The following is a 23,051-nucleotide window of genomic DNA, read 5'->3' as shown; positions in this document are numbered from 1 at the left end:
GCGCGACGACGATCTGCGCGCCGACGCCGGTGCCTTCCCGCACGAGGCCGAGCAGCAGGTGCTCGGTGCCGATGTAGTTGTGCCCGAGCGCCATCGCCTCCCGCAGCGCGAGCTCGAGCACCTTCTTCGATCGGGGGGTGAACGGGATGTGGCCCTGCGGCGTGCCCTTGCCGCGCGCGACGTGTTGCAGCACCTCGTCGCGTGTCGTCTGGAGGTCGAGCCCGAAGCCGTCGAGGACCTGGAACGCGATGTCCTGGCCTTCGTGGAGCATGCCGAGCAGGACGTGCTCGGTGCCGATGAAGTTGTGGTCGAGGAGGCGGGCTTCCTCCTGGGCGAGGACGACGACGTGGCGGGCTCGGTCGGAGAAGCGTTCGAACATGTCGCCGAGGGTGCGCCTCGACGCTCACCCTGTCAATACTGTGTTACTAATAGGGTTCGATGGACTGGGACGACCGCCTCGACGCCTGGGACGTGGAGCTCGAGCTGAACGCGCAGCTCGAAGGGTCGGAGTGGGTGACCCTCGCCAAGGCGGCGAGCGAAACCGGTGTCTCGCGGGCCGCGCTGCGAAGTTGGTACCGCAACGGCGACCTGCCGTCGCGACTCGTCGACGGTCCGCACGGACCGCAACGGCTCGTGCCGCTCGCGTCGATCGCGGCGCGCGCCGAGTCGTCGCCGCGGCTGCGAAAGACCGCCGAACGCCGGCTCGCCGAGGGCGCGCAGGTCGCGTTCCTACACCACCGCATCGAGCAACTCGAAGCGCGCATCGCCGCGCTGGAGACGAACGCGCCTGAGCGCGCGAACGGAGCGAGCGGCGCGGCCTCGTCCGGAGGCTGATGCGTCAGGAGCGGCGAGCGGAGCGAGTGCGACCGGAGGTCACGGACGGGGGACGCCGATCGGGTTGGGCCAGCGGATCGCGTCCTGACGCGAGAGCTCGCGCGCGATCGGCAGGAGCAGTTCGAGCAACCGCGCGGCGGCACGCGTCCCGAGACGGTCGAGCGGTTCGCGCGCGAGCGCGTCGGTGGTTGCCTCGATGTCGTCGTGCGCGCGCATCCCCGTGTCGGTGAGCGCGCCGGTCGCGTCGAGCCAGCCGCGCTCGCGCAGCCGTTGCGCGGCCGCGGCCCAGTCGTCGTCGCTCCAGCCGCGGTACGGCGCGATCGTCTCGAGCCCCGCGCCGCTCGCGGTGACCTGCAGCATGTGCGCCTCGCAGGGATCGATACCCGCGGCGACGAGCGCGGCGACGTGGCCGTCGCCCCGGTGCTCGCGGATCAGCGTTGCCGCGTGCCAGAGCACGAGGTGGGGCGCGTCGGGCCAGTCGAGTTGCGTATTCGCGCCGAACACCGATCGACCCGCGGCCGCAACGCCGGTGATCGCGCGGCGCGCGAGATCGGCGGCGGCGGCGAGGTCCTGCGAATCGAGCGCGTCGGGCAGGAGTCGCCCGAGCGCGCGATCGGCACCGCGCCGGCGCGCGCCGATCGCGGTGGCGGGCGTGACCGTCTGCCAGATCGCCGGCAGCGCGCGCTCGACGAACGCGGGCTCGAAGCCGAAGAAGGCCGCCGTGATCGGACCGGGTCCGACGGCGCCGAAGGGCGCGGCGCGGCCCGCGAAGTAGCCGCGCCAGAAGCCGCGCAGCCCGATCTGCGTGAACGCGTCCGCGCACTCGGGAGCGAAGTACGTGATCGCGTGGTACGGCTCGATGAGCTGCCACAACCGGCGGGCGTCGGAAGCCATCGCGTCATCCTCGCGTAGTCTCCGGCTCACATGAGTGGCCGGCAGACGACGTTGTCCGACGCGGTCGCGCGTCACGTGCAGGCGGGCGACACGTTGCACCTCGTCGTCGGGCACCACCGCTGGACGGCCGCGGCGCGCGAGGTCGTGCGTCAGTGGTGGGAGCGCGACCCACAGTTCACGCTCGTGATGCTGAGCCTCTCGAGCCTCGGTGCGCTGTTCTTCCGCGGCGGGCTCGTGCGCAAGGTGATCACCGGTTACTCGGGCGACACGTTCCCGAACTTCACACCGAACCCGTGGTTCGCGAACGCGTACAAGCGCGGCGAAGTCGAGGTCGAGCACTGGTCGTTCCTCGCGTTCTCGCAGCGTCTCGAAGCTGCCGCGCGCGGGTTGCCCGCGATCGTGACCCGCTCGATCGCGGAGTCGTCGATGGAGCAGAACGACGGCTACGCACGCCTCGACTCACCGTTCGGCGAGGTCGGACTGCTCGCGCCGCTGCAACCCGACGTCGCGCTGTTGCACGCGCCGGTCGCGGACCGCGCCGGCAACGTCGCGCTCCAGCCGCCGCTGCTCGAAGGCGTGTGGGGCGCGCTCGCGGCGAAGCGGGGCGCGATCGTCACCGTCGAGAAGATCGTCGACGACCTGCGACCGTGGTCGCATCTCGTGCGCATCCCGGCCCATCGCGTGCTCGCGGTCGTCGAGACGCCCATGGGCGCGCATCCCGGCGGGCTGTACGCGGGCGACCTTCCCGTCGACGGCTACGGCGAGGACTACGACTTCTGGGTCTCCATCCGGAACGCGACCCGCAGCGACGACTACGACGACTGGATCCGGCACTGGATCCTCGAGGTCGACAGCCAAGCCGAGTGGCTCGACCGGCTCGGCGCGGAGCGCGTCGCGATGCTGCGCTCGCGCGCCGCGGCCGACTCGTGGCAACAGGACGAGGTCGCGTACCCGCCCGATCTGGAGACGCCGCCGAACAACTGGGAGCGCGCCGCGGTGCTCGGCGCGCGTTACCTCGCGGACCGCATCATCGCAACCGACGCGCACGCGGTGCTCGCGGGCGCGGGCGTCGCGAACCTGTCGGCGTGGCTCGGCGTCGCGCTCGCCAAGGCGCGCGGCTCCGACGTGACGTTGACCGCGGAGATCGGCCTCTGGGGCTACGACCCCGTGCCCGCTGACCCGTTCGTGCTGAACCACCGCAACTTCCCGAGCGCGACGATGCTCTCGGACGCGCCGACCGTGCTCGGATCGCTCGTCGGCGGTTACGGCACGCGCACAATCGGCTGCCTCGGCGGCGCGCAGATCGACCGGGCCGGCAACATCAACTCGACGCTCGTTCCGGGCGGCGCGTTCCTCGTCGGTAGCGGTGGTGGCAACGATGTCGCGAGCGTTGCCGAGGAGTGCATCGTCGTCGCGACTTTGAGCCCGATCCGCACGCCGCTCGAGTGTGGGTACGTCACTTCGCCGGGACGCTCGGTGCGCGCGCTCGTCACCGATCTCGGTCTGCTCGAGAAGTCGGAACGCGGCGAGCTCGTGCTGACTGCGGTTCCCGAAGGCCCCGAGCCGATCGCCGAGCGCGTCGAGCGGGCGCGCGCCGAGTGCGGGTGGGAGCTCGAAGTCGCGGCGACCGTCGGTGAGCTCGACGCGGTGACGGCCGACGAGGTGAACACGCTGCGGCGCTGGGACCCCCGCGGCTGGTTCCTCCGCGCCCGATAACCGTTAGTGGTACTGCGTTGTCGGCATATGGCCGAACAACGCAGTACCACCAACCGCGGTGGGGGTCAGGCGGTCGCCTTCAGCGCGGCGGCGAAGGCGGCGACGCCGCGGTCGATCTCGGCCTCGCTGACGACGAGCGGCGGCATCCAACGCAGCACGTTGTTGTTCGTGCCGCAGTTCATGAAGATCACGTTGCTCTCGTCGAGGCAGTGGCGGAGGATCGCGTTCGTCCGCGCCGCCGCGGGCGCGCCCGCGCGGTCGACGAGCTCGACGCCGACCATGAGACCGAGCCCGCGCACGTCGCCGACGCCCGCATCGGCCTTCTGCAGATCGCGCAACGCCTGTGTGAGCTGCGCGCCGCGGTCGCGCGCGTTGTCGACGAGGTGCTCCTCCTCGATGACGTCGATCGTCGCCAGCGCGGCCGCGCAGCCGATCGGGTTGCCGCCGTACGTGCCGCCGTGCGCCCCCTGCGGCCACCGGCTCATCAGGTCGGCGGACGCGCCGATCCCGGCGATCGGGAAGCCCGACGCGATGCCCTTCGCCATCACCATGATGTCGGGCACGACCTGGGAGTGCTCGACCGCGAACATCTTGCCGGTGCGCGCGAAGCCCGACTGCACCTCGTCGGCGACGAGCAACACGCCGCTCGCGTCGCAGATCTCGCGCACTCCCTGGAGGTACGCAGCCGGCGCGGCGAGATAGCCACCCTCGCCGAGCACGGGCTCGATGACGATGGCCGCGGTCTCCTGCGGCGCGGTCTGCGCGAGCAGCAGTCGCTCGAGCGCGCGCAACGACAGCTCGACGGCCGCGGTCTCGTCGCAGTGCCACTCGAACGGACGCGGGAACGGAGCGACGAACACACCCGCGGGCAACGGCTGGTAGCCCGCGCGGTAGCCGATCTTCGATGTCGTCATGGCCATCGCCATCATCGTGCGACCGTGGAACGCGCCGTCCATCACGATGACGTTCTGCCGCTTCGTCGCCTGCCGCGCGAGCTTCACCGCGGCCTCGGTCGCCTCCGCTCCCGAGTTCGCGAAGAAGAACGTGTCGATGCCTTGCGGTGTGATGCCCGCGAGTCTCGTCGCGAGCTGCTCGAGCAACGGGTGGCGGTAGACGTTCACCTGCGCGTGGATGAACTTGCCCGCCTGCTCGCGGATCGCGGCGACGACCTTCGGATGGCAGTGACCGGTGCTCGTGACCGCGATGCCGCTCGAGAAGTCGAGGTACTCGTCGCCGCCCGCGGTCGTGACCGTGCATCCCGAGCCCGACACGACCTCGAGCTCGGTGACCTTGAACCAGACGTTCGACAGGTGGCTGCTCATGCCGCCGAGGCTAGATCCCGCCACCCAAACGGCCCGGGAGCAGCCGGCCCGGCGGGTGCCGGGAAACCGATCCGAGCCGTCCGTAGTCTGAGCGTTCGTGGGCATGTCGATGACGCCGGTCCCCGACGAAGGACCTCGGCCTCGACCGTGGAAGCGGCTGGTGTTCGCCGGCTACGCGGTCGTGCTCGTGCTCGTGGCCGGGGGCATCGCGATGCTGGTCGTGATCGCGATGGTGATCGGCGCAATCGGCAACGGCCTCTCGCACACCGGCCAACGCCGCCACTTGAAGGCGATTCCGATCTCGACGCGCGCGTGCCCGTACGTCGCGCTCATGCATGCCGCGGCGAACGACTTCCAAGCGCACGAGCCGCTGCTCGGCCTCATGTTCGACGCCAACGGTCGCGTCTTGCCGATCGCCAAGGAGCGGACGATCATCGAGCCGCCACTGGCGCGCTTCGAGTTCGCGATCGCGATCGGCAAGGTGCACTTCCCGGCCGCGGTGCGCACGCAGCTCGCGATCACGCAGGACGCCGCGCACGAGGGCCGGGCGCGGCTCGTGCGAGCGTCCGACCCGATGGCGCTCGCGACCAGTACGAGCGCGTTGTTGAGCAAGGGCCAGCAGGCGTTCGGCTACGCGAGCGACCTCGTCGGGGCGCAGTGTGGGCACGGTCTCGGCGCTGATTCTGAGCTCGGGTCGGACGTCGTCGGTCCCACAACGACGACGCGCGCTACGACGACCGCTTCACGATCGTGACCGAGGCGTTGGCACCCCGGCCGACCGTGTGCGCGAGGCCGACCCGGGCGCCCTCGACCTGGCGGGGTCCGCATTCGCCCCGAAGCTGACGGACGAGCTCGACGACCTGGCCGAGCGCCGACGCGCCGAGGGGCTCGCCCTTCGAGAGCAGCCCACCCGAGACGTTGACGGGCCGGCGGCCGCCGAGCGCCGCATCACCCGCGGCGAGGATCGCGGCCTGCTCGCCGCGCGCGCAGAGCCCGAGCTCCTCCCACCCGAGCAGCTCGCGCGCGGCGTCGGTGTCCTGGCACTCGACGACGTCGACCTCGTCGGGGCCGATGCCGGCTTCTTCGTACGCGGCCTGCGCGGCGAGCGTGGTCGGGGGCGTGATCGCGTCGTCGTCGATCCCCGCGAGGGGAGTGGCCTCGCCGAGCACGCTGCCCGGCAGGTGCGAACGCAGCACTGCGGACTCGAGCGTGACGCGGCTCGCCGGGCGGTCACCGTTCGCGGCGCGCAACACGATCGCGGCCGCGCCCTCGTTCGGCGAGCACAACATCCAGAGGTGCAGCGGTTCGCACACCATGCGTGAGCCGAGCACCTGCTCGGCCGTGACCTCGCTCCGGAACATCGCGTCCGAGTTCTGCGCGCCGTGCCGGCGGTTCTTCACGACGACGTTCGCGAGATCGTTCTTCGTGATGCCCGACTCGCGCATGAGTCGCTGGGCGCGGAGCGCGAAGTAGGCGGGTGTCGCCGCGAGGCCCGCTTCCTCGCGCCACGGTTCGAAGAACGACGAGCGGATGATGCCGCGCGGCATCTTCTCGATGCCGAACACGAGCACGCAGTCGTACTGACCGGCGCGGATCGCGCCCGCCGCGAGCTGCAGGGCGGCGCCGCCGCTCGCGCAGCCCGCTTCGATGTCGACGATCGGCATGCCCGTGCGCGCGATCGCGCCGAGCACCTTGTGACCGGCGGCGACACCCGAGTAGGCGGTGCCGCAGAACGCGGCCTGGAACTGCGGGTCGCCGGCCTCGGCGAGCGCGGCCTGCACCGCGTGCACGCCCATGTCGGTGACCGTGCGATCCTCGAACCGACCGAAGGGATGGATGCCGACCCCGGCGACGTCGACTGCACTCATGCGGCTACGACCCTCGGCGCTCGACCCGCACGGCAACCGTCGGTCGTGCAGTTGGTCGCGCCTGCGGTCTGCGCCGGGCTCGTCATGGCGCGCTGCTCTCCGGTGCGAACGCCCACGCGACCACTTCGGTGCCGTCGTCGTCGACGGCGACCACGTCGGCGACGAGCCGCATCGACGCGCCCGCCTGCAATGCGGTCGGATCGGGTTCGGTGATGCGCGTGATCACGCGCAGACCGTTCGGTAGCTCGACGACGCCGAATCCGAACGGCACGGGACCGGCGTAGCCCGGCGGCGGCGCGGTCACCGCGGTCCAGAGGAACAGCGTGCCCGTCGTCGGCAGCTCCGCCGGCTCGACGTCGTCGGCGCCGGTGTACGGGCAACGTGCGAAGCGCGGGAAATGATGCAGACCGCTGGTCGGCGAGTAGCCGCCGTGCAGCACCGGGCCGTCGTTGCCATCGGGATCGAACAGATCCGGCGCGATCGACCGCTGCGCCCCATTCATGGTCGTGTCCTCGCTCGGCCCGGCACGGGGCGCCACCGTCTCGCTCCGGTCTGACCGCTCGGCCACTCCGTCACCTAGATCACGCCTTGCGCGGCGAGCGCGTCGAGGCGCGCGTCGTCGACGCCGTCGAGCTCGCCCAGCACCTCGCGCGTGTGCTCGCCGAGACGCGGCGCGCCCGTGGGCACGACGGGCGGCTCACCGACGAAACGGGGGAACGGAGCCTGCTGCCGCACCGGACCGACGACCGGATCCTCGATGACCACGAGGTCGCCGCGCGCGTCGACGTGCGCGTCGGAGAAGATGTCGGCCGCGGTGTACGCGGTCGCGACCGGTACGTCGTGCTCGACGCACCGGCGCTCGATCTCTTCGGCTACCAACGTCGACGTCCACTCGGCGACGAGGCCGTTGATCTCGTCGCTTCGCGCGGCGCGGTCTTTGAGCTTCGCGTAGCGCGCGTCCGTGATGAGGTCGGTGCGCTCCATCGCGCGGCAGAGTCGCGAGAAGTTCGCGTCGGAGCCCGCGACGATGCACACGTACTTGCCGTCGGCTGTCGGGTAGTTGTCGAGCGGCGCGGAGTTCGCGAGCCGGTTGCCCTCGCGCATGCGGATGGTCCCGAGCAGGTCGTACGCGGGCAGGGTCCACTCGAGGATGCGCAGCACCGCGCCGTAGAGCGCGGCGTCGATCACCGCGCCCTTCCCCGAACGGCGGGCGTCGCGCGCGTACAGCGCACCGAGCGCGGCCTGCGCCGCGAACACGCCCGTGAGGTAGTCGGAGATGGTGACGCCGACGCGCACCGGCGGGCGGTCGGGGTAGCCGGTGAGGTTGAGCAGGCCGCCGTAGCCGATGCCGACGCGGTCGAGGCCGGGTCGGCGCGCCTCGGGACCGTCCTGGCCGAAGCTGCTGATGCGCACGACGACGAGACGAGGGTCGAGGTTGCCGGGCGCGATGTTCCATCTCTCGAGCGTGCCGGGCCGGAAGTTCTCGACCACGACGTCGGCGCGTGCCGCGAGCTTGCGGAACAGCTCCTGGCCGTCGGTCACGCGCAGGTCGAGCGTCACGCTGCGCCGGCCGCGTCCCTCGACCGCCCAGAACAGCGAGTACGGATCGCCGCCTTCCGCCTTCGGAGGTGCGAACGGGCCGATCTCGCGCATGAAGTCGCCGGTGCCGGGCTGCTCGATCTTCACGACGTCGGCGCCCATCTCGCCGAGGAGTCCCGCGCAGAAGGGCGCGGCGATGCGCGTGCCGAGGTCGAGGACGCGCAGTCCTTCGAGGGGTCCGGGCATCGCGATCAGCCGCGCTGTTCGCGCTTCACCGCGTCCATACCGCCCTCTTTGCGGGCCTCGACCCGTTCGAGCGCGGTGGGCGTGTTGCTCACGAACTGGTGGATCACGAAGTGGAAGCGCCACGAGTCGCGCTGACCCTGCGCGTCGAGCATGTGGTTGACCGACGCCTTGATCGCCTCCGCCGTCGCCGCGGGCACGAGCGCGACCTGCTCCGCGAGCGCGTGCGCTTCGGACGCGAGCGCGTCGCGCGCCACGACACGGTTGACGAGCCCGTAGCGCTCGGCCTCTTCGGCGCTGAGCGTCGACGCGCAGAGCATGAACTCCTTGGCCTTACGCGCGCCGAGCTCCCACGGCTCGACGAGCAGCTCGACGCCGACACCCGACATGCGCGCGACCGGGTTCGAGAAGCGCGCGTCGTCGGCCGCGATGATGAGGTCGCACACGCACGCGAGCATCAGGCCCGCCGCCGAGCAGGTGCCCTGCACCGCGGCGATCGTCGGCTTGCGGAAGTCGCGGATCTTCACGAGCTTGTCCCAGTACATGACCTGCTCGTGCCGCAGCTTGCCCTCGGGCGTCGCGCGCATCGCAGCCCAGTGCTCCTCGCCCGCGAGGATCTCCTTGAGGTCGTGGCCCGCTGAGAAATGCTTGCCCTCCGCCGCGAGCACGACGACGCGGACGCCGTCGTTCGCGTCGGCCGCGTCGAACGCGGCGTCGAGCTCCTCGATCATCTGCGCGTTCTGCGCGTTCGCAGCCTGCGGGCGGTTCAACGTGATGGTCGCGACCGCGCCGTCGACCTCGGAACGGATCGTCTCGAACGGCATCGGCGCCGAATCTACTGGAGCAGGTGCGCGGTCAGCGGCGAAGACGAGCCTGGCCCCGTGCCGAGCGGAGCAAGCATGCGACCATGATCAGCGTTTGGTGGCTTTCGGCTCGCGGGGGAGTCCGAGGGTGCGCTCGCCGACGATGTTGCGCTGGATCTCGTTCGTGCCCGCCCAGATCGAGCTCGCTTGGTAGTAGAGCCACGATCGTTGCCACGCGCCGTCGCCCGGGTTCTCCGACGCGCCGCGCCACAGCGGCGCGGTCTCGCCGAGCACGGCCATCGCGGTGTCGTGCAGACGCTTGCTCATCTCCGACCACCACAGCTTGTTGATGCTGCCCTGCGGTCCCGGCTCGAGGCCCTTCGCGGTGCGCGAGATCGAGCGCCAGTTGTGGAGCTGGAACAGCTTCACCTCGACGAACGCCTCGGCGAGTCGCTGCGAGAGCCGGTGGTCGTCGAGCGCGCCGCGTTCGAGGCCCATGCGCCACAGCTCGTCGACGAGCTGCGAGTGGACGACGAGCTGGCGCGGGTTCACGCCGCGTTCGTGCGTGAGCGTCGAGTTCGCGATGCGCCAGCCCTCGTGCTCGGGACCGACGATCCGGTCGTCGGGCACGAAGACGTCGTCGAAGAACACCTCGTTGAACTCGGACTCGTCGGTGATCTGCCGCAGCGGCCGCACCTCGACGCCGCGCGCGTGCATGTCGACGACGAGCGCGGAGATGCCCTGCTGCTTCGGCGCGTCTTGATCGGTGCGCGCGAGGCACCAACCCCAGTCGGCGAACTGCGCGTAGCTCGTCCAGACCTTCTGACCGTTGAGCTTCCAGCCGCCGTCGACCTTCTCGGCGCGCGTGCGCAGGCTCGCGAGGTCGCTGCCGGCTTCCGGCTCGCTGAACAGCTGACACCAGATCTCGGACGCGTCGAGGATGTGCGGGAGCCAGCGCGCCTTCTGCGCGTCGGTGCCGTGCGCGAGGAGCGTCGGGCCCACGAGGTTCACGCCGATGCGGCCGACGAGCTCCGGCGCGCGTGCGCGCGCGAGCTCCTCCGTGACGAGGTAGTGCTCGACGACGCCCGCGCCGCGCCCGCCGTACTCCGCGGGCCACGCGACGCCGACCCATCGGCCGCTCGCGAGCTTCGCCTGCCACTCACGTCCGAACGCGACCTCGTCGGCGAGGTCGTCGAAACGCGGCGGCAAGCCCTTCCCGTACTCCCACGGGAGGTTCGCGCGCAGCCACGAGCGCACCTCGTCGCGCAGCTGCGCCTCTTCAGCCGTCGGCGTCAGGTCCATGCGCGGGTGAGCTTATGGTCGCACTCGCTGCGCTCGCCGCTCCATGATGCGGGATGGGAGTGGGCGAGGTCGCCTGCTCGCTCCGCTCGCGGCTCGACGATTCGGCGTTACTCAGCTCTTCCGTAGCGGATGAGCCTGAGCAGCTCGCTCGAGCAGGTGCCGGGTTTGCGGTCGTAGCCGAAGAGACCGACGTAGCGCGGGCGAGCGCCGCCGATCGGGCTGACGCGGTGGAGCGTGTGCCGGCCCTCGAAGAGCATGAGCGTGCCCGGCGTCATCGGGATCGTCGCGACGCGCGCGTCGGCACCGCCCGCAAGGATCTCGGCGACGTCGTCGTAGCGCTCGTCGTCGAACGTTCGCGTGTTCGGCACGCACTCGAAGTCGCCGCCGGTCTCCGATTCCTGCACCGCGACCGACACGACGAAGTCGGTCTGGTCGTAGTGCCAGGCGAGTGTGTCGCCGTCGTACATCGACGCGAGGTTGAGACCACCGAGTGGATCGTCGTAGCGGAACACCTCGAAGCCGAGCGCGCACGAGAGGAACGCGAGCAGCGCGTCCGACTCGTACAGCGTGCGCAGCACCGCCTCCGGCGGGAAGAGGTCGTACGCGGTCGCGGTCAACCGCGTGTGCGCCCACGTGACGCGCGGATGATCCTCGGTCCAGCCGGCTTCCGGCAGCTCCAGATACGGCGTGCCCTCGACATCGCTGTGATGCCCGCGCGGCCCGAGCGCCTCCGATTCTGCGACCGCGCGCGCGATCGCGTCAGAAGTCAGGAAACCGGGCAGGATCGACACGCCCGACTCGTCGAGCTCGGCGCGACACCGCGCCGCCAGCGAACGCGCGCCGTCGGAGGAGAGGTCGCCGATCGGGTACCGATCGCCGTCGACGAACCCGGGCACGATGAACGACTAGCGCTGGTCGATCGGGACGTACTTCCGCTCGGTCGCGCCGGTGTAGATCTGGCGGGGCCGGCCGAGCTTCGTCTTCGGGCTCTCGTTCGCTTCCTTCCAGTGCGCGATCCAACCGGGCAGCCGGCCCATCGCGAACAGCACCGGGAACATCGCGACCGGGAAGCCCATCGCGCGGTAGATGAGTCCCGAGTAGAAGTCGACGTTCGGGTACAGGCGGCGCTCGATGAAGTAGTCGTCGGTGAGCGCGACCTCTTCGAGCTTCAACGCGATCTCGAGCAGCTCGTCTTTCTTGCCGAGCTCCGAAAGCACGCGATCCGCGGTCTGCTTGATGATGCGCGCCCGCGGGTCGTAGTTCTTGTACACGCGGTGCCCGAATCCGGACAGGCGGAAGTGGTCGTTCGGATCCTTCGCGCGCTTGACGTACTTGTCGACGTCGCCGCCGTCGGCCTGGATGGCCTTGAGCATCTCGATCGCTTCTTGGTTCGCGCCGCCGTGCAACGGACCCCACAGCGCGAGACAGCCGGCGGCGATCGACGCGAAGAGGTTCGCCTCACCGGAGCCGACGATCCGCACCGTCGACGCCGAGCAGTTCTGCTCATGGTCGGCGTGCAGGATCAGCAGCTGCTTGAGCGCGTGCACGATCGTCGGGCTGACTTCGTAGTGCTCCGACGGCACCGCGAACATCATCGTGAGGAAGTTCTCGATCAGGTCGAGCGAGTTGTCGGGGTAGAGGAACGGCTGCCCGATCGACTTCTTGTGGCTGTAGGCCGCGATCGTCGGGAGCTTCGCCATCAGGCGCACGATCGACAGCTGAACCTGCTCGGGATCCTTCGGGTCGTCGCTGTCCTGGTAGAAGGACGAGAGCGCGGCGACGACGGCCGACATGACCGACATCGGTTGCGCGTCCTTCGGGAACCCGTCGAAGAACCGCTTCACGTCCTCGTGCAGGAGCGTGTGCATGCGGATCGAGCGGCTGAACTCGTCGCGCTCGGTGATCGTCGGGAGCTCGCCGTAGATCAGGAGGTACGACGTCTCGAGGAACGACGGCTCCTCGTGATCGGCGAGCTGCTCGATGGGGTAGCCGCGGTAGCGCAGGATGCCTTCGTCGCCGTCGATGAACGTGATCGCGGACTCGGTCGAGCCGGTGTTCATGAAGCCGTAGTCGAGCGTGATCAATCCGGTCGAGCTGCGCAGCTTCGCGATGTCGATCGCGCGCTCGTTCTCGCTGCCGACGACCACCGGGAGCTCGATCTCGCCGCCGCCGTACTTCAGGACTGCGGGGGGTTCGCTCATCGGCCGGCTCCTCGGTTGTCGATCACTCGACTCAGAATCTACCGAGTCCCTGGTCTACCCCACGCGCACGCGCTCCACCGCAAAGATGCCGTTGAGATTGCCCGGGCGGGAGGGCTTTCTGCGAGACTCCGGCCGTGGATTTCGACCTCTCCGACGACCAGCTCGCGTTGCGCGACGCGGCCCGCGATCTGCTCGACGGCATGGCGTCGGCGGAGCAGGTGCGCGCGCACACCGCGGGGTCCGAGCCCTTCGACCGCGCGTTGTGGAGTGCGATGGTCGAGCAGGGTTGGCTCGGTGTGGAACTGCCCGAGGCGCAGGGTGGGCTGGGGCTCGGCACCGTCGAGCTCGCGGTGCTGCTCGAGGAGATCGGTCGTCACGTCGCGCCGGTGCCCTTTCGTTCGACGGCGCTCGCGATCGGGGCGTGTGCACGCGCCGGTCGCGACGGCGCGGTCGACGCGCTGCTCGCGGGTGAGCAGACCGCGTGCATCGCGTGGTCGCGCGCCGCGGACGCGGTGCGCGCCGAATCACACGGAGATGACTGGACGCTGACGGGGCGCGCCGATCCGGTCGTCGACGGCCCCGCGGCCGACGTCGCGATCGTGCCCGCGCTCGCAGCCGACGGGCCGAAGCTGTTCGCGGTGAGCCTCGCCGATCACGGCCGTCCCACGCGCGAGTCCGCGATGGACCTCACGCGTCCGGTCGGCTGGCTGCACCTCGACCGCACGCCCGCGCAGCACCTCGGCGACGCCGACGCCGTCGACGCGCTGCTCGACCGCGGTGCAACCTTCACGGCCGCGGAGATGCTCGGCAGCGCGGCGCGCGTGCTCGAGCTCGCGACCGACTATGCGAAGGAACGCGTGCAGTTCGGTCGTCCGATCGGAAGCTTCCAGGCGGTGAAGCACCGCTGCGCCGACATGCTCGTCGACGTCGAAGGCATGCGCTCGACCGTGTACTGGGCCGCGTGGTGCATCGGTGCCGCCGATGCCGACGCGTCGATCGCGGCGTCGACTGCGAAGACGTGGTGCTCCGACGCGTCGAAGCGCGTGATGGCGTCGGGCCTGCAGGTGCACGGCGGAATCGGCTTCACGTGGGAGCACGACCTGCACTTCTTCCTCAAGCGCGCGCAGCTCGACCAGCTCGCGTTCGGCGACGCGGTGTACCACCGGGCGCGGCTCACGGAGCTCGTGCGACCGCGTGTCGAAGCGGGGACGAGCGTCGTCTGATGGCGATGGAGGTCACCGAGCCCGGACCGGAGACGGTCTGGAACGAATGGGGTCCGCCGGTGCGCGTACGCGTCGACGGTTCGGGCGTGATGATCCTCGCCCGGACGCTCGACGACGCGAGCCCCGTCTACGCGTCCGAGCGCGCCGCGACCGCCGCCGGTTTCGAACGCGTGCCCACGCCGCCCACGTTCACGTTCGTGATGGCGCACTCCGGCACCGTCCCCGACCTCCAACCCGACGGCGGTACCGGGAGTCTGTACGGCTCGCGTGGTGGCGGCGGCTTCACGCGCAAGGGCCTCTACCTCCACGGCGAGCAGCACTTCACGTACCACCGGCAACCGCTCGTGGGCGATGTGCTCGAGGGCCGCATGCGCACGTCGATTCCGGTCGAGCGTCGGGCCCGGCGGGGTCCGATGGAAGTCACCTTCTTCCAGACCGAGTGGCGGCAGCCCGACGGCGGTCCTGTCGTGACCGAGCAGATCGTGTCGCTCTTCTTTCCCGAGGCGTGAACCCGGCGGCCGGACCGGCCGTAACCTCCGCGTATGACCGATTCGGGCGGGAACCCGCGATCGTGACCGAGCTCGCCTCGCTCGGCAGCGACGAGGGCGTGCGCGCGGTTTATCGCGCCCACGGCTCGGAGCTCTACCGCTTCGCGCTCCGGTCACTCGGCGACTCCGGGCTCGCGGAAGAGGCGGTGCAGGAGACGTTCCTGCGCGCCTGGCAGGCCGCCGACCGGTTCGACGAGCGGCTCGGCTCGCTGCGGACGTGGCTCTTCGCGATCGTCCGCAACGTCGTGATCGACCTGAGCCGGGCCCGCGCCGTGCGGCCGAAGCTCGCCGGCGCGCGTGACAACGAGATCGATCTCACGCACGAGCGCAGCGTCGACGAGGCGCTCGACCGGCTCGTGCGGTCGTGGGAAGTCGAAGAGGCGCTGCGCAAGATCGGTGACGAGCACCGCGTCGCGCTCATCGAGGTCCACTACAAGGGGCGCCCGTACGCCGACGTCGCGTGCGATCTCGGCGTGCCGCCCGGCACCGTGAAGAGCCGTGTGTTCTACGGGCTGCGCGCGATGCGGCTCGCGCTCGAGGAGATGGGGTGGGCCGATGGCGACTGAAGCCTGCCGCGACTGGCGCGGTGATCTCGGTCTGGAGGCGCTCGACGCGCTCGACGAGCCCGCGCGCACCGCGCTGCTCGCGCACCTCGACGGCTGCGTCGATTGCCGCCGCGCGCTCGACGAGCTCCGTTCGGTCGCGAACGCGCTCGACCTCGCCGACCTGAGCCGCATCGGCGACGGCGCCGATCTCGCGCCGCCGGGCGAGCTGGGTGACCGCATCCTCGGCCGGCTCCAGTGGGAGCGTGCTGCGCAGAAGAAGCGGCGCCGGCGTTGGGGTTACATCGCGTCGGCGATCGGAACCGCGGCCGCGGTGATCGTCGCGCTCGTGCTCGCGCTCGGCAGCGGCGGCGGTGGTGGCGCCGGCGGCACGGTCGTCGCGCTGCGCTCGTCCGAGCAGGGCGTGCGCGCGCAGGCGGTCCTCTACTCGCAGGACACGGGGACGCGCGTCAGCCTCCGCGTCCACGGCCTCGACGACCACGAGTTCTACTGGCTGTGGGTCACGGGCTCGAACGGCAAGCGCATCGCGGCGGGCAGCTTCTCGCCGTCGAAGGCGAACGAGAACCTGACGATGAGCGCGGCGCTCTCCCGTGGCGCGACGAAGCGGGTATGGGTGACCGACGAGGGGAACAACGTCGTCCTCGACGGTTACGTCACGTCGAGCTGAGCCGCCCGCTCTCGTAGCGTGGTTCGATCGGGCTTGCCCGACGCGAGCAACGGCAGCGCGTCCACGACGACGACGCGCTCGGGCGTCTTGAAGCGCGCGATGCGCTGTTCCTCGAACCATGAACGGCAGGCGTCGACATCGAACGCCGCGTCGCGGCTGACGACGAACGCGCAGACGCGCTCGCCCATCACGCGATCGGGATAGCCGACCGCGACCGCGTGCGAGATCGCGGCGTGGCGTTCGAGCACCGACTCGACCTCCGCGGCGGCGATGTTCTCGCCACCCCGGATGATGACGTCTTTGATGCGGCCGACGATCGTGAGCCATCCCTGCGCGTCGACGGTCGCGAGGTCGCCGGTGCGGAACCAGCCGTCGCGCACCGCCGCGTCGGTGTCGGACTGGTCGAGGTAGCCGGAGAACAACTCGGGACCCTGCACCCACAGCTCGCCGGCCTCGCCCGGTGCGCGCGCCTCGCCCGTGTCGGGATCGCTGACCCGCAACGCGATCGCGCCGATGGCGCGTCCGTCGTGACGACGTGCGTCGCCGACCGCGTCCTCCCCGAGCGACGTCGCCACCGTCGGCGCCTCCGTGGAGCCGTAGGTGCGCTTCACGACGCAGCCGAGGCGCGCGCTCGCTTCCTCGACGAACTCCTCGGTGACCCCGGCGCCCCCGCTCGACACGAGCCGCAGGCTCGCGACGCGCGCCGCGGAGAAGCTCGGTGCCGCCATCAACGAGACGAAGAACGTCGGCGGGCCGATCATGAACGTCACCTGCTCACGCTCGATGAGATCGAGCGCGTGCTCGGGATCCCAGCGCGCCATGAGCACCGTCTTGAAGGGAACGACGCCGGGCAGCGTCACCCCGTTGAGCAGACCCGAGATGTGCGCGAGCGGCGCGGGCATCAGCACCGCGTCGTCGGGGCGCAGGCCGTGCACCTCGGCCATGAGCCGGGCCTTGTAGGCGAGCGACCGTTGGGTGTGGAGCACGCCCTTCGGCGTGCCGCTCGAACCCGAGGTGAACAGCACGGCCGCGAGCGCAGCGGGATCGTCCCAGCGATCGGCGATGGGCGACCGACTCGCGAAGAGCGTGTCGTAGTCGAGCACGTCGCGCGACTCGCGCAGCGGGACGTCGCTCCACGCGACCTGCGCGCGCGGACGCAGGAGTCGCACGAGCGCGGCCGTCTCTTCGAGACCCATCGCGTGATGGATCGGAGCCGCGATCGCGCCGAGTCGCCAGCACGCGCGGTACATCGTGACCGCTTGCGGTGTGTTCGGTGCCTGCCAGGTGACGACGGAACCGGGCTCGACGCCGTTGTCGCGCAATCCGCCGGCGAGCGTCGCGATCGCGGTCGCGGCGAGCGCTTCGTCGTGATCGCTCAGCAGACGGTCGAGCGACGCGATGTCCCACGGACCGTCGAGCCGTGCGTACTCCGCCGCACGCGGGTGCTCGTAGGTGGCTGAAATCACGTTCCCGCCGCGTGGTGGACTGAGGCGTCAGGAGCGGCGAGCGAAGCGAGCGCGACCAGAGATCACCGCCAGCTGGCACCGGACGGCTTCATGCCGTCGAGCAGGTTCTTGCCGATGAAGTTGCGCTGGATCTCGACGGTTCCGGCGCCGATGCAGAGGCCGCGGATGTCGCGGTACGCGCGCTCGACCGGGTACTCGCGCGAGAAGCCGTAGCCGCCGAGCAGCTGGATCGCCTCGTCGCACACGTGCTTCGCCGCCAGGTTCGCGGCGGTCTTCGCCATCGCGGTCTCGAGCGGCGGGGGAGTGCCGTGCGGTCCCGCGAGGTGCAGCGCGCGCTTGAGCAGCAGCCGCGCGCCTTCGAGCTCGACGGTCACGTCGGCGATCTTCCACTGCAGACCCTGGAAGTCGGCGAGCGTGCGCTTCCCGACGGTGCGCTCGTTCATGTAGCCGATCGCGTATTCGAGCGCTCCTTGCGCGGCGCCGACGCACATCGCGGCGTTGCCGCAGCGCTCGTGGTTGATGTGCGCGATGAGCGTCTTGAACGACTCGCTCGACTCCGCGTCGCCCCACACCAGCACGTCGTCGGGTTCGATGCGCACGTCGTCGAACGCGAGCTCCGCCTCGCTCGTGCCGCGCAATCCCATCTTCACGTGCGTGCCCGCGCAGGTGACACCGTCGGCCGCGAGGTCGACGACGACCGCGCCGATGCCCTTCGTGCCTTCGCTGCCGGGGAAGCGGCACCACACCAGGCACGAACACGCCTTGTGCCCGCCGGTCACGTAGTTCTTGTACGCGTTGAGACGGAAGCCGTCGCCGTCGGGCGTGAGCCGCGCGCGCATGTGGTTCACCGCGGAGCCCGCTTCGGATTCCGAGATGCCGATGCAGAACAGACCGTCGCCCGCGGCCGCCGTCGGCAGCCAGCGGTTCTTCAGCGCGTCGTTGCCCAAGTGCTCGATCGCGCGCGGCGGCCCGTTGAACGTGAGCTGGGCGAGGATCGCGCTCGACACATCGACCCGGCCGAGCTCCTCGAGGACGATTGCAGCCTCGATGTCGCCGAGGCCCATGCCGCCGTACTCCTCGCCGATGGTGATGCCGAAGAGGTCGTACTTCTTCAGCGCGTCCCACGACGCCTGCGGGAACTCCTCGGTCTCGTCCCAGTGACGCGCGTTCGGGAGCAGCTCGCGCTCGGCGACGTCGCGGGCGAGCGCGCGCAGCGCGGCCTGGTCGTCGGTCTCGGCGAACGGGTCGGATCCGAGTGCGGGCACGGCGCGGAGGTTACCCAAGCGTGACGGGGCACCCCGTCGTGCGCTTGAATCTACGGGGTTCGAGGATCGGGGGAACTGTGGGGAAGCTCGTGGGGCTCGTCGTCGCGCTCGGCCTCGTGGTCGGCGGTTTGTCGGCCGCGCCGGCCGCCGCCTACCTGACGCCGAACATCTGCTCGCAGCACAGCATCGGAGACTCGCCGAACGCCGGCTTGGTCGACGTGCGCACGTTCGTCCTGCGCTACGACTGCGCGAACCATTTCCTCTCCCTCGAAGCGCTCACGGCCGCGCCGATCCCGTACGCGAGCTCGCAGGTGCTCCTCGTCGCGCAGCTCGACACCGACGGCGATCCGACGGACGGCTGCCAAGGTGCCGACTACCGCGTGTTCCTGCGCGACGAGGAGACGGCGTTTCTGGACGCGGTGTCGCGCACGCCGACCTGTGACCAGAGCACGTGGACGAACGACTACAACGTGCTGGCGGGCGGCCATGCGTTCGCGTCGGACTTCGACATGAGCTGGCCGCTGTCGGAGGTCGGCAACGCGGCGACGGTCCGCGTCTGGGGCGGTCTTGAAGTGGCCAACCTCATGACCGGCGCGAACACGACCGATCGGTTCCCCGACACGGGCTCGACGTTCGCGTCGTGCTACCTCACGCCCGCGCGCGCGTCGATCGCCGGGTATTGGCTCGCGGCCGCGAACGGCGACGTCAGCGGCTTCGGCGACGTCGGCACGTGCCGTGGCGCGACCGACGGTCCGGTCGCGCGTCCGATCGTCGGAGTCGCGTCGACGCCCGATCATCGAGGACTGTGGTCGGTCGCGACCGACGGCGGCATCTTCACGTCCGGCGACGCGCGCTTCTTCGGGTCGACGGGCGCGATCCGCTTGAACCAACCGATCGTCGGCATGGCGCCGACGCCGTCCGGCAACGGCTATTGGTTGGTCGCATCCGACGGTGGGATCTTCTCGTATGGCGACGCGCGCTTCTTCGGGTCGACCGGCGCGATTCGACTCAACCAGCCGATCGTGGGGATGGCGTCGACGCCGTCGGGTCACGGCTATTGGTTGGTCGCGGCGGACGGTGGAATCTTCTCGTTCGGCGACGCGCGGTTCTTCGGTTCGACGGGCGCGATCCGCTTGAGCCGTCCGATCGTCGGCATGACGTCGACGCCGTCGGGCAACGGCTATTGGTTGGTCGCGTCCGATGGTGGGATCTTCTCGTTCGGTGACGCGCACTTCCTCGGCTCGACGGGCGCGCTCCACGTCACGGCGCCGATCGTCGGCATGCGCGCGACCGCGAGTGGCCGCGGGTACCGACTGGTCGCGAACGACGGCAGCGTCTTCGACTTCGGCGACGCCGCGTTCGCCGGTTCCCTCAGCGGCACCGCGCTCCCGCCGGGAGGGATCGTCGGCATCGCGAGCTGACCGCGTCGGGCCTCACCTCCCACCGAACCTGACTACCGTGTCAGGTATCTGCGACGGCGCGCGAGGAGCGGAGATCATGAGCGAGCGTGCGCGAGGCGGGTATCCCGGCGAGCAGCGAGCGTGGCCCGAGCGGCCCGGCGCGCCGACGGCGCGCAAGGAGCGGAGATCATGAGCGACACGACGCTTCCGGTCGAGTGGACGACGGCCCAGCCCTACGGCGCGTGGCGCGCAGCCCTCGAGGCGGGATGTCCGGTCGCCGAGAGCCCCGGTATCTCGATGGGCGGCAGCCTGCCGACCTATCAGGTGCTCGACTGGCAGAACGTCGAGCACGTGCTGCGCGACGTCGAGACGTTCTCGTCGTCGATCAACCGCGAGCACATCGGCGAGTACATGGGCGATCTGATCCTCGCCCTCGACGGCCCCGAGCACCGTAAGTATCGCAACCTCGTCGCCAAGGCGTTCCGCGCGTCGCAGCTCGAGAAGTGGGACGACACCCTCGTGCGCCCGGCGATCGCGCGCCTGCTCGACGAGATCGCGCCGAACGGGCGCGGCGATCTCGTCGCCGACATCACCGCGAAGTACCCGGTGCAGGTGATCTGCGGGATCGTCGGTGTGCCGCTCGAAGACTCCGAGCAGTTCGCGCTCTGGGCCGAGCAGATCAACACCGGTCCGCTCAACCCGCCGGCCGGTCACGCCGCGTCGCAGGCGATGGTCGACTACCTGACGCCGCTCGTCGAGGCGCGCCGCGCCACGCCGTCGGGCGACTTCCTGAGCGATCTCGTCAACACCGAGATCGACGGCGAACGACTCTCCGACAGCAAGATCTACGGCTTCCTGCGACTGCTGCTGCCCGCGGGCGCGGAGACGACGTTCCGCGTGATGGGCAACTGCCTCGTCGCGCTGCTCACGCACCCGGCCGCGTACGAGCAGGTGATGAACGATCGCTCGCTCATGCCCGAGGTGATCGAGGAGACGCTGCGCTGGGAGACGTCGGTGACGATGGTCAGCCGCGTCGCCGCGCGCGACACCGAGATCGGAGGTTGCCCGGTCGCCGCGGGGTCGCCGGTCTCGGTCGTCACCGGGTCGGCGAATCGCGACGCGGCGCGCTTCGACGAGCCGGAGGAGTGGAAGCTCGGCCGGCCCGTGCAGCACCACGTCGCGTTCGGCACGGGTCCGCACCAGTGCCTCGGCATGCACCTCGCGCGGCTCGAGCTGCGCGTCGGCCTCGACACGATCCTCGACCGGCTGCCGAACCTGCGGCTCGACCCGGATGCGGCTGCGCCCGTCATCGAAGGCATGGCGTTCCGGGGGCCGAACCGGTTGCCGGTCCTGTTCGACCCTTCGTAGCGGCGGCTCCGCTTTCTCAGCTTCGGGCCCGGCGCGCCGATTGGACTCTCAGTAGTCCGGGCGGATCCGGGAGGGTGTCGCGATGCGCGCCAAGCGCGAGTGGAAGCAGGTGCGGTCTCCGCACGCGCGCTTCCTCGAGGGCCTCGAGGCCGCCGTCGCTGCCCACCCGTCCGCCTCAGGTCGCGGAGGGGCCAACGCCGACGACGGGAGCCGCACGGCGTCGCCCCGGCTCACCGTCGTCGGCTCCGAACGCGGCAACGTCATCCCGATGCCGAAGCGCCGGCGCGTTCGCGCGCCGCACCCCGGTCCCCGTCGGGGCGGCGCACCCGCGGCCTGATCTCTGCGATCCGCCGGCGCGGCGCGCCGAGCACCGCACTTTGCGACCTTGGATGTCCCTCCCGGGCGCTGAGCGTCGCAAAGTTGAAGGCGAGCGGGTCAGTGTCGCGAGAGTCGATCAGTTGCCGAACATCGTGAGCCACTGCTCGCGCGTCTTGGGGCGGAAGACGATGTTGCGATTGCGGGTCTCGTCGAGGCGGAGCGACGCCTCGGCCGAGTAGCGGTGGCCGGGAAACAGGACCGTGTCGTCGGGGAGCGACGCGAGCGTCTCGATGCTGTCGTAGAGCGCGCCGGGATCGCCGCCGGGAAGGTCGGTGCGGCCGCAGCCGTCGAGGAACAACGTGTCGCCCGAGACCAACCGGCCGTCGACGAGGAAGCACTGACTGCCGGGCGTGTGACCGGGTGTGTGCAGCAGCGTGATCGCGATGTCGCCGACGTTCACGACGTCGCCGCCTCGATGACGCACGAGGTCGCTCTCCGACGCGCCGGTGACGCGCATCACACCGTGTGCCTCCGCGTCGTTCACGTGCACGGGCGCCGACACGTCGAGCGCGAGCAGCTCGCGTACGCCCTCGATCTTCCAACCGCCGAGGTCACCACCGACATGGTCGGGGTGGTAGTGCGTGACGAGCACGCCGGTGAGCTTCATGCCTGCCGCGCCGACGATCTCGACGAGCTCGCTCACGCCGTACGCGGGGTCGATCGCGACGCACTCGCCGCGCTCGCGGTCGCCGATCAGGTAGCAGAAGTTCACCATCTGCTGCGCGATCTGGTCGGCCTGCGCGAAGTCGTGGCCGGCGAGCAGCTGCCGGAAGTAGAAGCGATCGCTCATGCGGCGACCACCTCCGGCGCTCGAGCCCGACGGTTGCCGTCGGTCTCCTGCTGACCGCGCCTGCGGTCTGCGCCGGGCTCGCTCACGAACCCTCCATCCAGGGTGGGCGCAACGCGGCGATCTGCGCGGCGACCGGACACGACTCGTCGTGGGCGCCGCCTAGGTAGCCGGTGCTCATCAGGAACTCCTTGACGATCTCGCCGCCGGTGAAGCGGAACGTCTTCTTGAACAGCTTCACCCAATCGTCGATCGGGCGCGGGTGCTGCCCGTCGATCCATGCGGCGAACGATCCGTGCTCCGCTTGGAGCGCGACGACCGTCGCCGCGTTCGCGATCGCGGCGTCGACCTTGGCGCGGTTGCGGATGATGCCCGCGTCGGCGAGCAGCCGCTCCCGCTCGGCAGCGCCGTAGCCCGCGACGACCGCAGGATCGAAGTCGTCGAACGCGGCACGGAACGCGGCGCGCTTCTTCAACACGGTCAACCACGACAACCCGGCCTGATTGATCTCGAGCACGAGCCGTTCGAAGAGGATCGAGTCGTCGCGCGTCGGGAAGCCGTACTCGGTGTCGTGATACGGGCCGTGCCAGGGGTCGCCCGGTGCCATCTCGCAGTAGGTGCTCATGGGCCGACGCACGATACCGGGCAGGACGTCTACCGTTTC

At 70.4% G+C, this 23,051-nt stretch carries 22 protein-coding genes and 1 pseudogene; 9 read left to right on the top strand and 14 right to left on the bottom strand.

Features of this window, described 5'->3' with window-relative positions; genetic code table 11:
- Positions 1-4: 4 nt before the first annotated feature.
- Positions 5-379: pseudogene (locus tag VH914_16170) on the bottom strand (Clp protease N-terminal domain-containing protein).
- Positions 380-438: 59 nt separating this feature from the next.
- On the opposite strand from VH914_16170, the gene VH914_16165 reads away from it, so the two are divergent.
- Positions 439-834 (top strand): excisionase, encoded by a 396-nt coding sequence (locus VH914_16165; GenBank protein ID HEX4492744.1) that lies wholly within the window; start codon positions 439-441, stop codon positions 832-834.
- A 39-nt stretch (positions 835-873) separates the two neighbouring features.
- Here the strand turns inward: VH914_16165 and VH914_16160 are convergent, their stop codons facing one another.
- Positions 874-1,728, bottom strand: coding sequence for a hypothetical protein (locus VH914_16160; protein ID HEX4492743.1), 855 nt, complete (start codon positions 1,726-1,728; stop codon positions 874-876).
- Between the two features lie 30 nt (positions 1,729-1,758).
- On the opposite strand from VH914_16160, the gene VH914_16155 reads away from it, so the two are divergent.
- On the top strand, positions 1,759-3,444 hold the full coding sequence (locus tag VH914_16155; protein HEX4492742.1) for a CoA-transferase: 1,686 nt from the start codon (positions 1,759-1,761) through the stop codon (positions 3,442-3,444).
- Positions 3,445-3,509: 65 nt separating this feature from the next.
- Here the strand turns inward: VH914_16155 and VH914_16150 are convergent, their stop codons facing one another.
- Positions 3,510-4,766, bottom strand: coding sequence for an aminotransferase class III-fold pyridoxal phosphate-dependent enzyme (locus VH914_16150; protein HEX4492741.1), 1,257 nt, complete (start codon positions 4,764-4,766; stop codon positions 3,510-3,512).
- Between the two features lie 103 nt (positions 4,767-4,869).
- On the opposite strand from VH914_16150, the gene VH914_16145 reads away from it, so the two are divergent.
- On the top strand, positions 4,870-5,520 hold the full coding sequence (locus VH914_16145; GenBank protein ID HEX4492740.1) for a hypothetical protein: 651 nt from the start codon (positions 4,870-4,872) through the stop codon (positions 5,518-5,520).
- Here the strand turns inward: VH914_16145 and VH914_16140 are convergent.
- From VH914_16140 to VH914_16110, 7 genes are all read right to left on the bottom strand, one after another.
- Positions 5,495-6,634 (bottom strand): thiolase family protein, encoded by a 1,140-nt coding sequence (locus VH914_16140; GenBank protein ID HEX4492739.1) that lies wholly within the window; start codon positions 6,632-6,634, stop codon positions 5,495-5,497. The two genes, VH914_16145 and VH914_16140, sit on opposite strands and share 26 nt — an antisense overlap.
- 82 nt (positions 6,635-6,716) lie before the next feature.
- Positions 6,717-7,136 (bottom strand): OB-fold domain-containing protein, encoded by a 420-nt coding sequence (locus VH914_16135; GenBank protein ID HEX4492738.1) that lies wholly within the window; start codon positions 7,134-7,136, stop codon positions 6,717-6,719.
- A gap of 74 nt (positions 7,137-7,210) precedes the next feature.
- Positions 7,211-8,419 (bottom strand): CaiB/BaiF CoA-transferase family protein, encoded by a 1,209-nt coding sequence (locus tag VH914_16130; GenBank protein HEX4492737.1) that lies wholly within the window; start codon positions 8,417-8,419, stop codon positions 7,211-7,213.
- Between the two features lie 5 nt (positions 8,420-8,424).
- Entirely contained in the window at positions 8,425-9,240 is an 816-nt protein-coding gene (locus tag VH914_16125) for an enoyl-CoA hydratase (protein ID HEX4492736.1), read from the bottom strand.
- A gap of 87 nt (positions 9,241-9,327) precedes the next feature.
- Complete coding sequence (locus tag VH914_16120; GenBank protein HEX4492735.1) at positions 9,328-10,521, bottom strand: acyl-CoA dehydrogenase family protein; 1,194 nt, start codon at positions 10,519-10,521, stop codon at positions 9,328-9,330.
- A 107-nt stretch (positions 10,522-10,628) separates the two neighbouring features.
- Entirely contained in the window at positions 10,629-11,417 is a 789-nt protein-coding gene (locus tag VH914_16115; GenBank protein HEX4492734.1) for a hypothetical protein, read from the bottom strand.
- 9 nt (positions 11,418-11,426) lie between these two features.
- Positions 11,427-12,722: a citrate synthase gene (locus tag VH914_16110; GenBank protein HEX4492733.1), complete on the bottom strand. Its 1,296-nt coding sequence runs from the start codon at positions 12,720-12,722 to the stop codon at positions 11,427-11,429.
- Between the two features lie 134 nt (positions 12,723-12,856).
- On the opposite strand from VH914_16110, the gene VH914_16105 reads away from it, so the two are divergent.
- The 4 genes from VH914_16105 to VH914_16090 all read left to right on the top strand — a co-directional run bounded on the left by VH914_16105 (position 12,857) and on the right by VH914_16090 (position 15,723).
- Entirely contained in the window at positions 12,857-13,945 is a 1,089-nt protein-coding gene (locus VH914_16105) for an acyl-CoA dehydrogenase family protein (GenBank protein ID HEX4492732.1), read from the top strand.
- Positions 13,945-14,454, top strand: a complete 510-nt coding sequence (locus VH914_16100) for a MaoC family dehydratase N-terminal domain-containing protein (GenBank protein HEX4492731.1) — start codon at positions 13,945-13,947, stop codon at positions 14,452-14,454. Before VH914_16105 ends, VH914_16100 begins: the two co-directional genes overlap by 1 nt.
- 62 nt (positions 14,455-14,516) lie before the next feature.
- A complete protein-coding gene (locus VH914_16095) occupies positions 14,517-15,059 on the top strand; it encodes a sigma-70 family RNA polymerase sigma factor (GenBank protein ID HEX4492730.1) in 543 nt (180 codons plus the stop codon).
- Positions 15,049-15,723, top strand: coding sequence for an anti-sigma factor (locus VH914_16090; GenBank protein HEX4492729.1), 675 nt, complete (start codon positions 15,049-15,051; stop codon positions 15,721-15,723). Before VH914_16095 ends, VH914_16090 begins: the two co-directional genes overlap by 11 nt.
- On the opposite strand, the gene VH914_16085 is transcribed toward VH914_16090, so the two are convergent.
- Positions 15,705-17,189, bottom strand: a complete 1,485-nt coding sequence (locus VH914_16085; GenBank protein ID HEX4492728.1) for an AMP-binding protein — start codon at positions 17,187-17,189, stop codon at positions 15,705-15,707. The two genes, VH914_16090 and VH914_16085, sit on opposite strands and share 19 nt — an antisense overlap.
- Before the next feature lie 62 nt (positions 17,190-17,251).
- The gene (locus VH914_16080) at positions 17,252-18,454 is read right to left on the bottom strand and encodes an acyl-CoA dehydrogenase family protein (GenBank protein ID HEX4492727.1); all 1,203 of its coding nucleotides are present in this window, start codon (positions 18,452-18,454) and stop codon (positions 17,252-17,254) included.
- Positions 18,455-18,531: 77 nt separating this feature from the next.
- Here VH914_16080 and VH914_16075 point away from each other — a divergent pair, with 77 nt between their 5' ends.
- Positions 18,532-19,875: a hypothetical protein gene (locus VH914_16075; GenBank protein ID HEX4492726.1), complete on the top strand. Its 1,344-nt coding sequence runs from the start codon at positions 18,532-18,534 to the stop codon at positions 19,873-19,875.
- 168 nt (positions 19,876-20,043) lie between these two features.
- Positions 20,044-21,222 (top strand): cytochrome P450, encoded by a 1,179-nt coding sequence (locus tag VH914_16070; GenBank protein ID HEX4492725.1) that lies wholly within the window; start codon positions 20,044-20,046, stop codon positions 21,220-21,222.
- A gap of 454 nt (positions 21,223-21,676) precedes the next feature.
- Here VH914_16070 and VH914_16065 read toward each other — a convergent pair whose 3' ends face one another.
- Complete coding sequence (locus VH914_16065) at positions 21,677-22,390, bottom strand: MBL fold metallo-hydrolase (GenBank protein HEX4492724.1); 714 nt, start codon at positions 22,388-22,390, stop codon at positions 21,677-21,679.
- An 82-nt stretch (positions 22,391-22,472) separates the two neighbouring features.
- Entirely contained in the window at positions 22,473-23,012 is a 540-nt protein-coding gene (locus VH914_16060) for a DNA-3-methyladenine glycosylase I (protein ID HEX4492723.1), read from the bottom strand.
- Positions 23,013-23,051 lie beyond the last annotated feature (39 nt).

It is taken from the genome of Acidimicrobiia bacterium, from assembly GCA_036271555.1.
GTDB lineage: Bacteria > Actinomycetota > Acidimicrobiia > IMCC26256 > PALSA-610 > DATBAK01.
The sequence above is the reverse complement of the archived record's forward strand: the minus strand, read 5'-3'. Positions and strand labels throughout refer to the sequence as shown.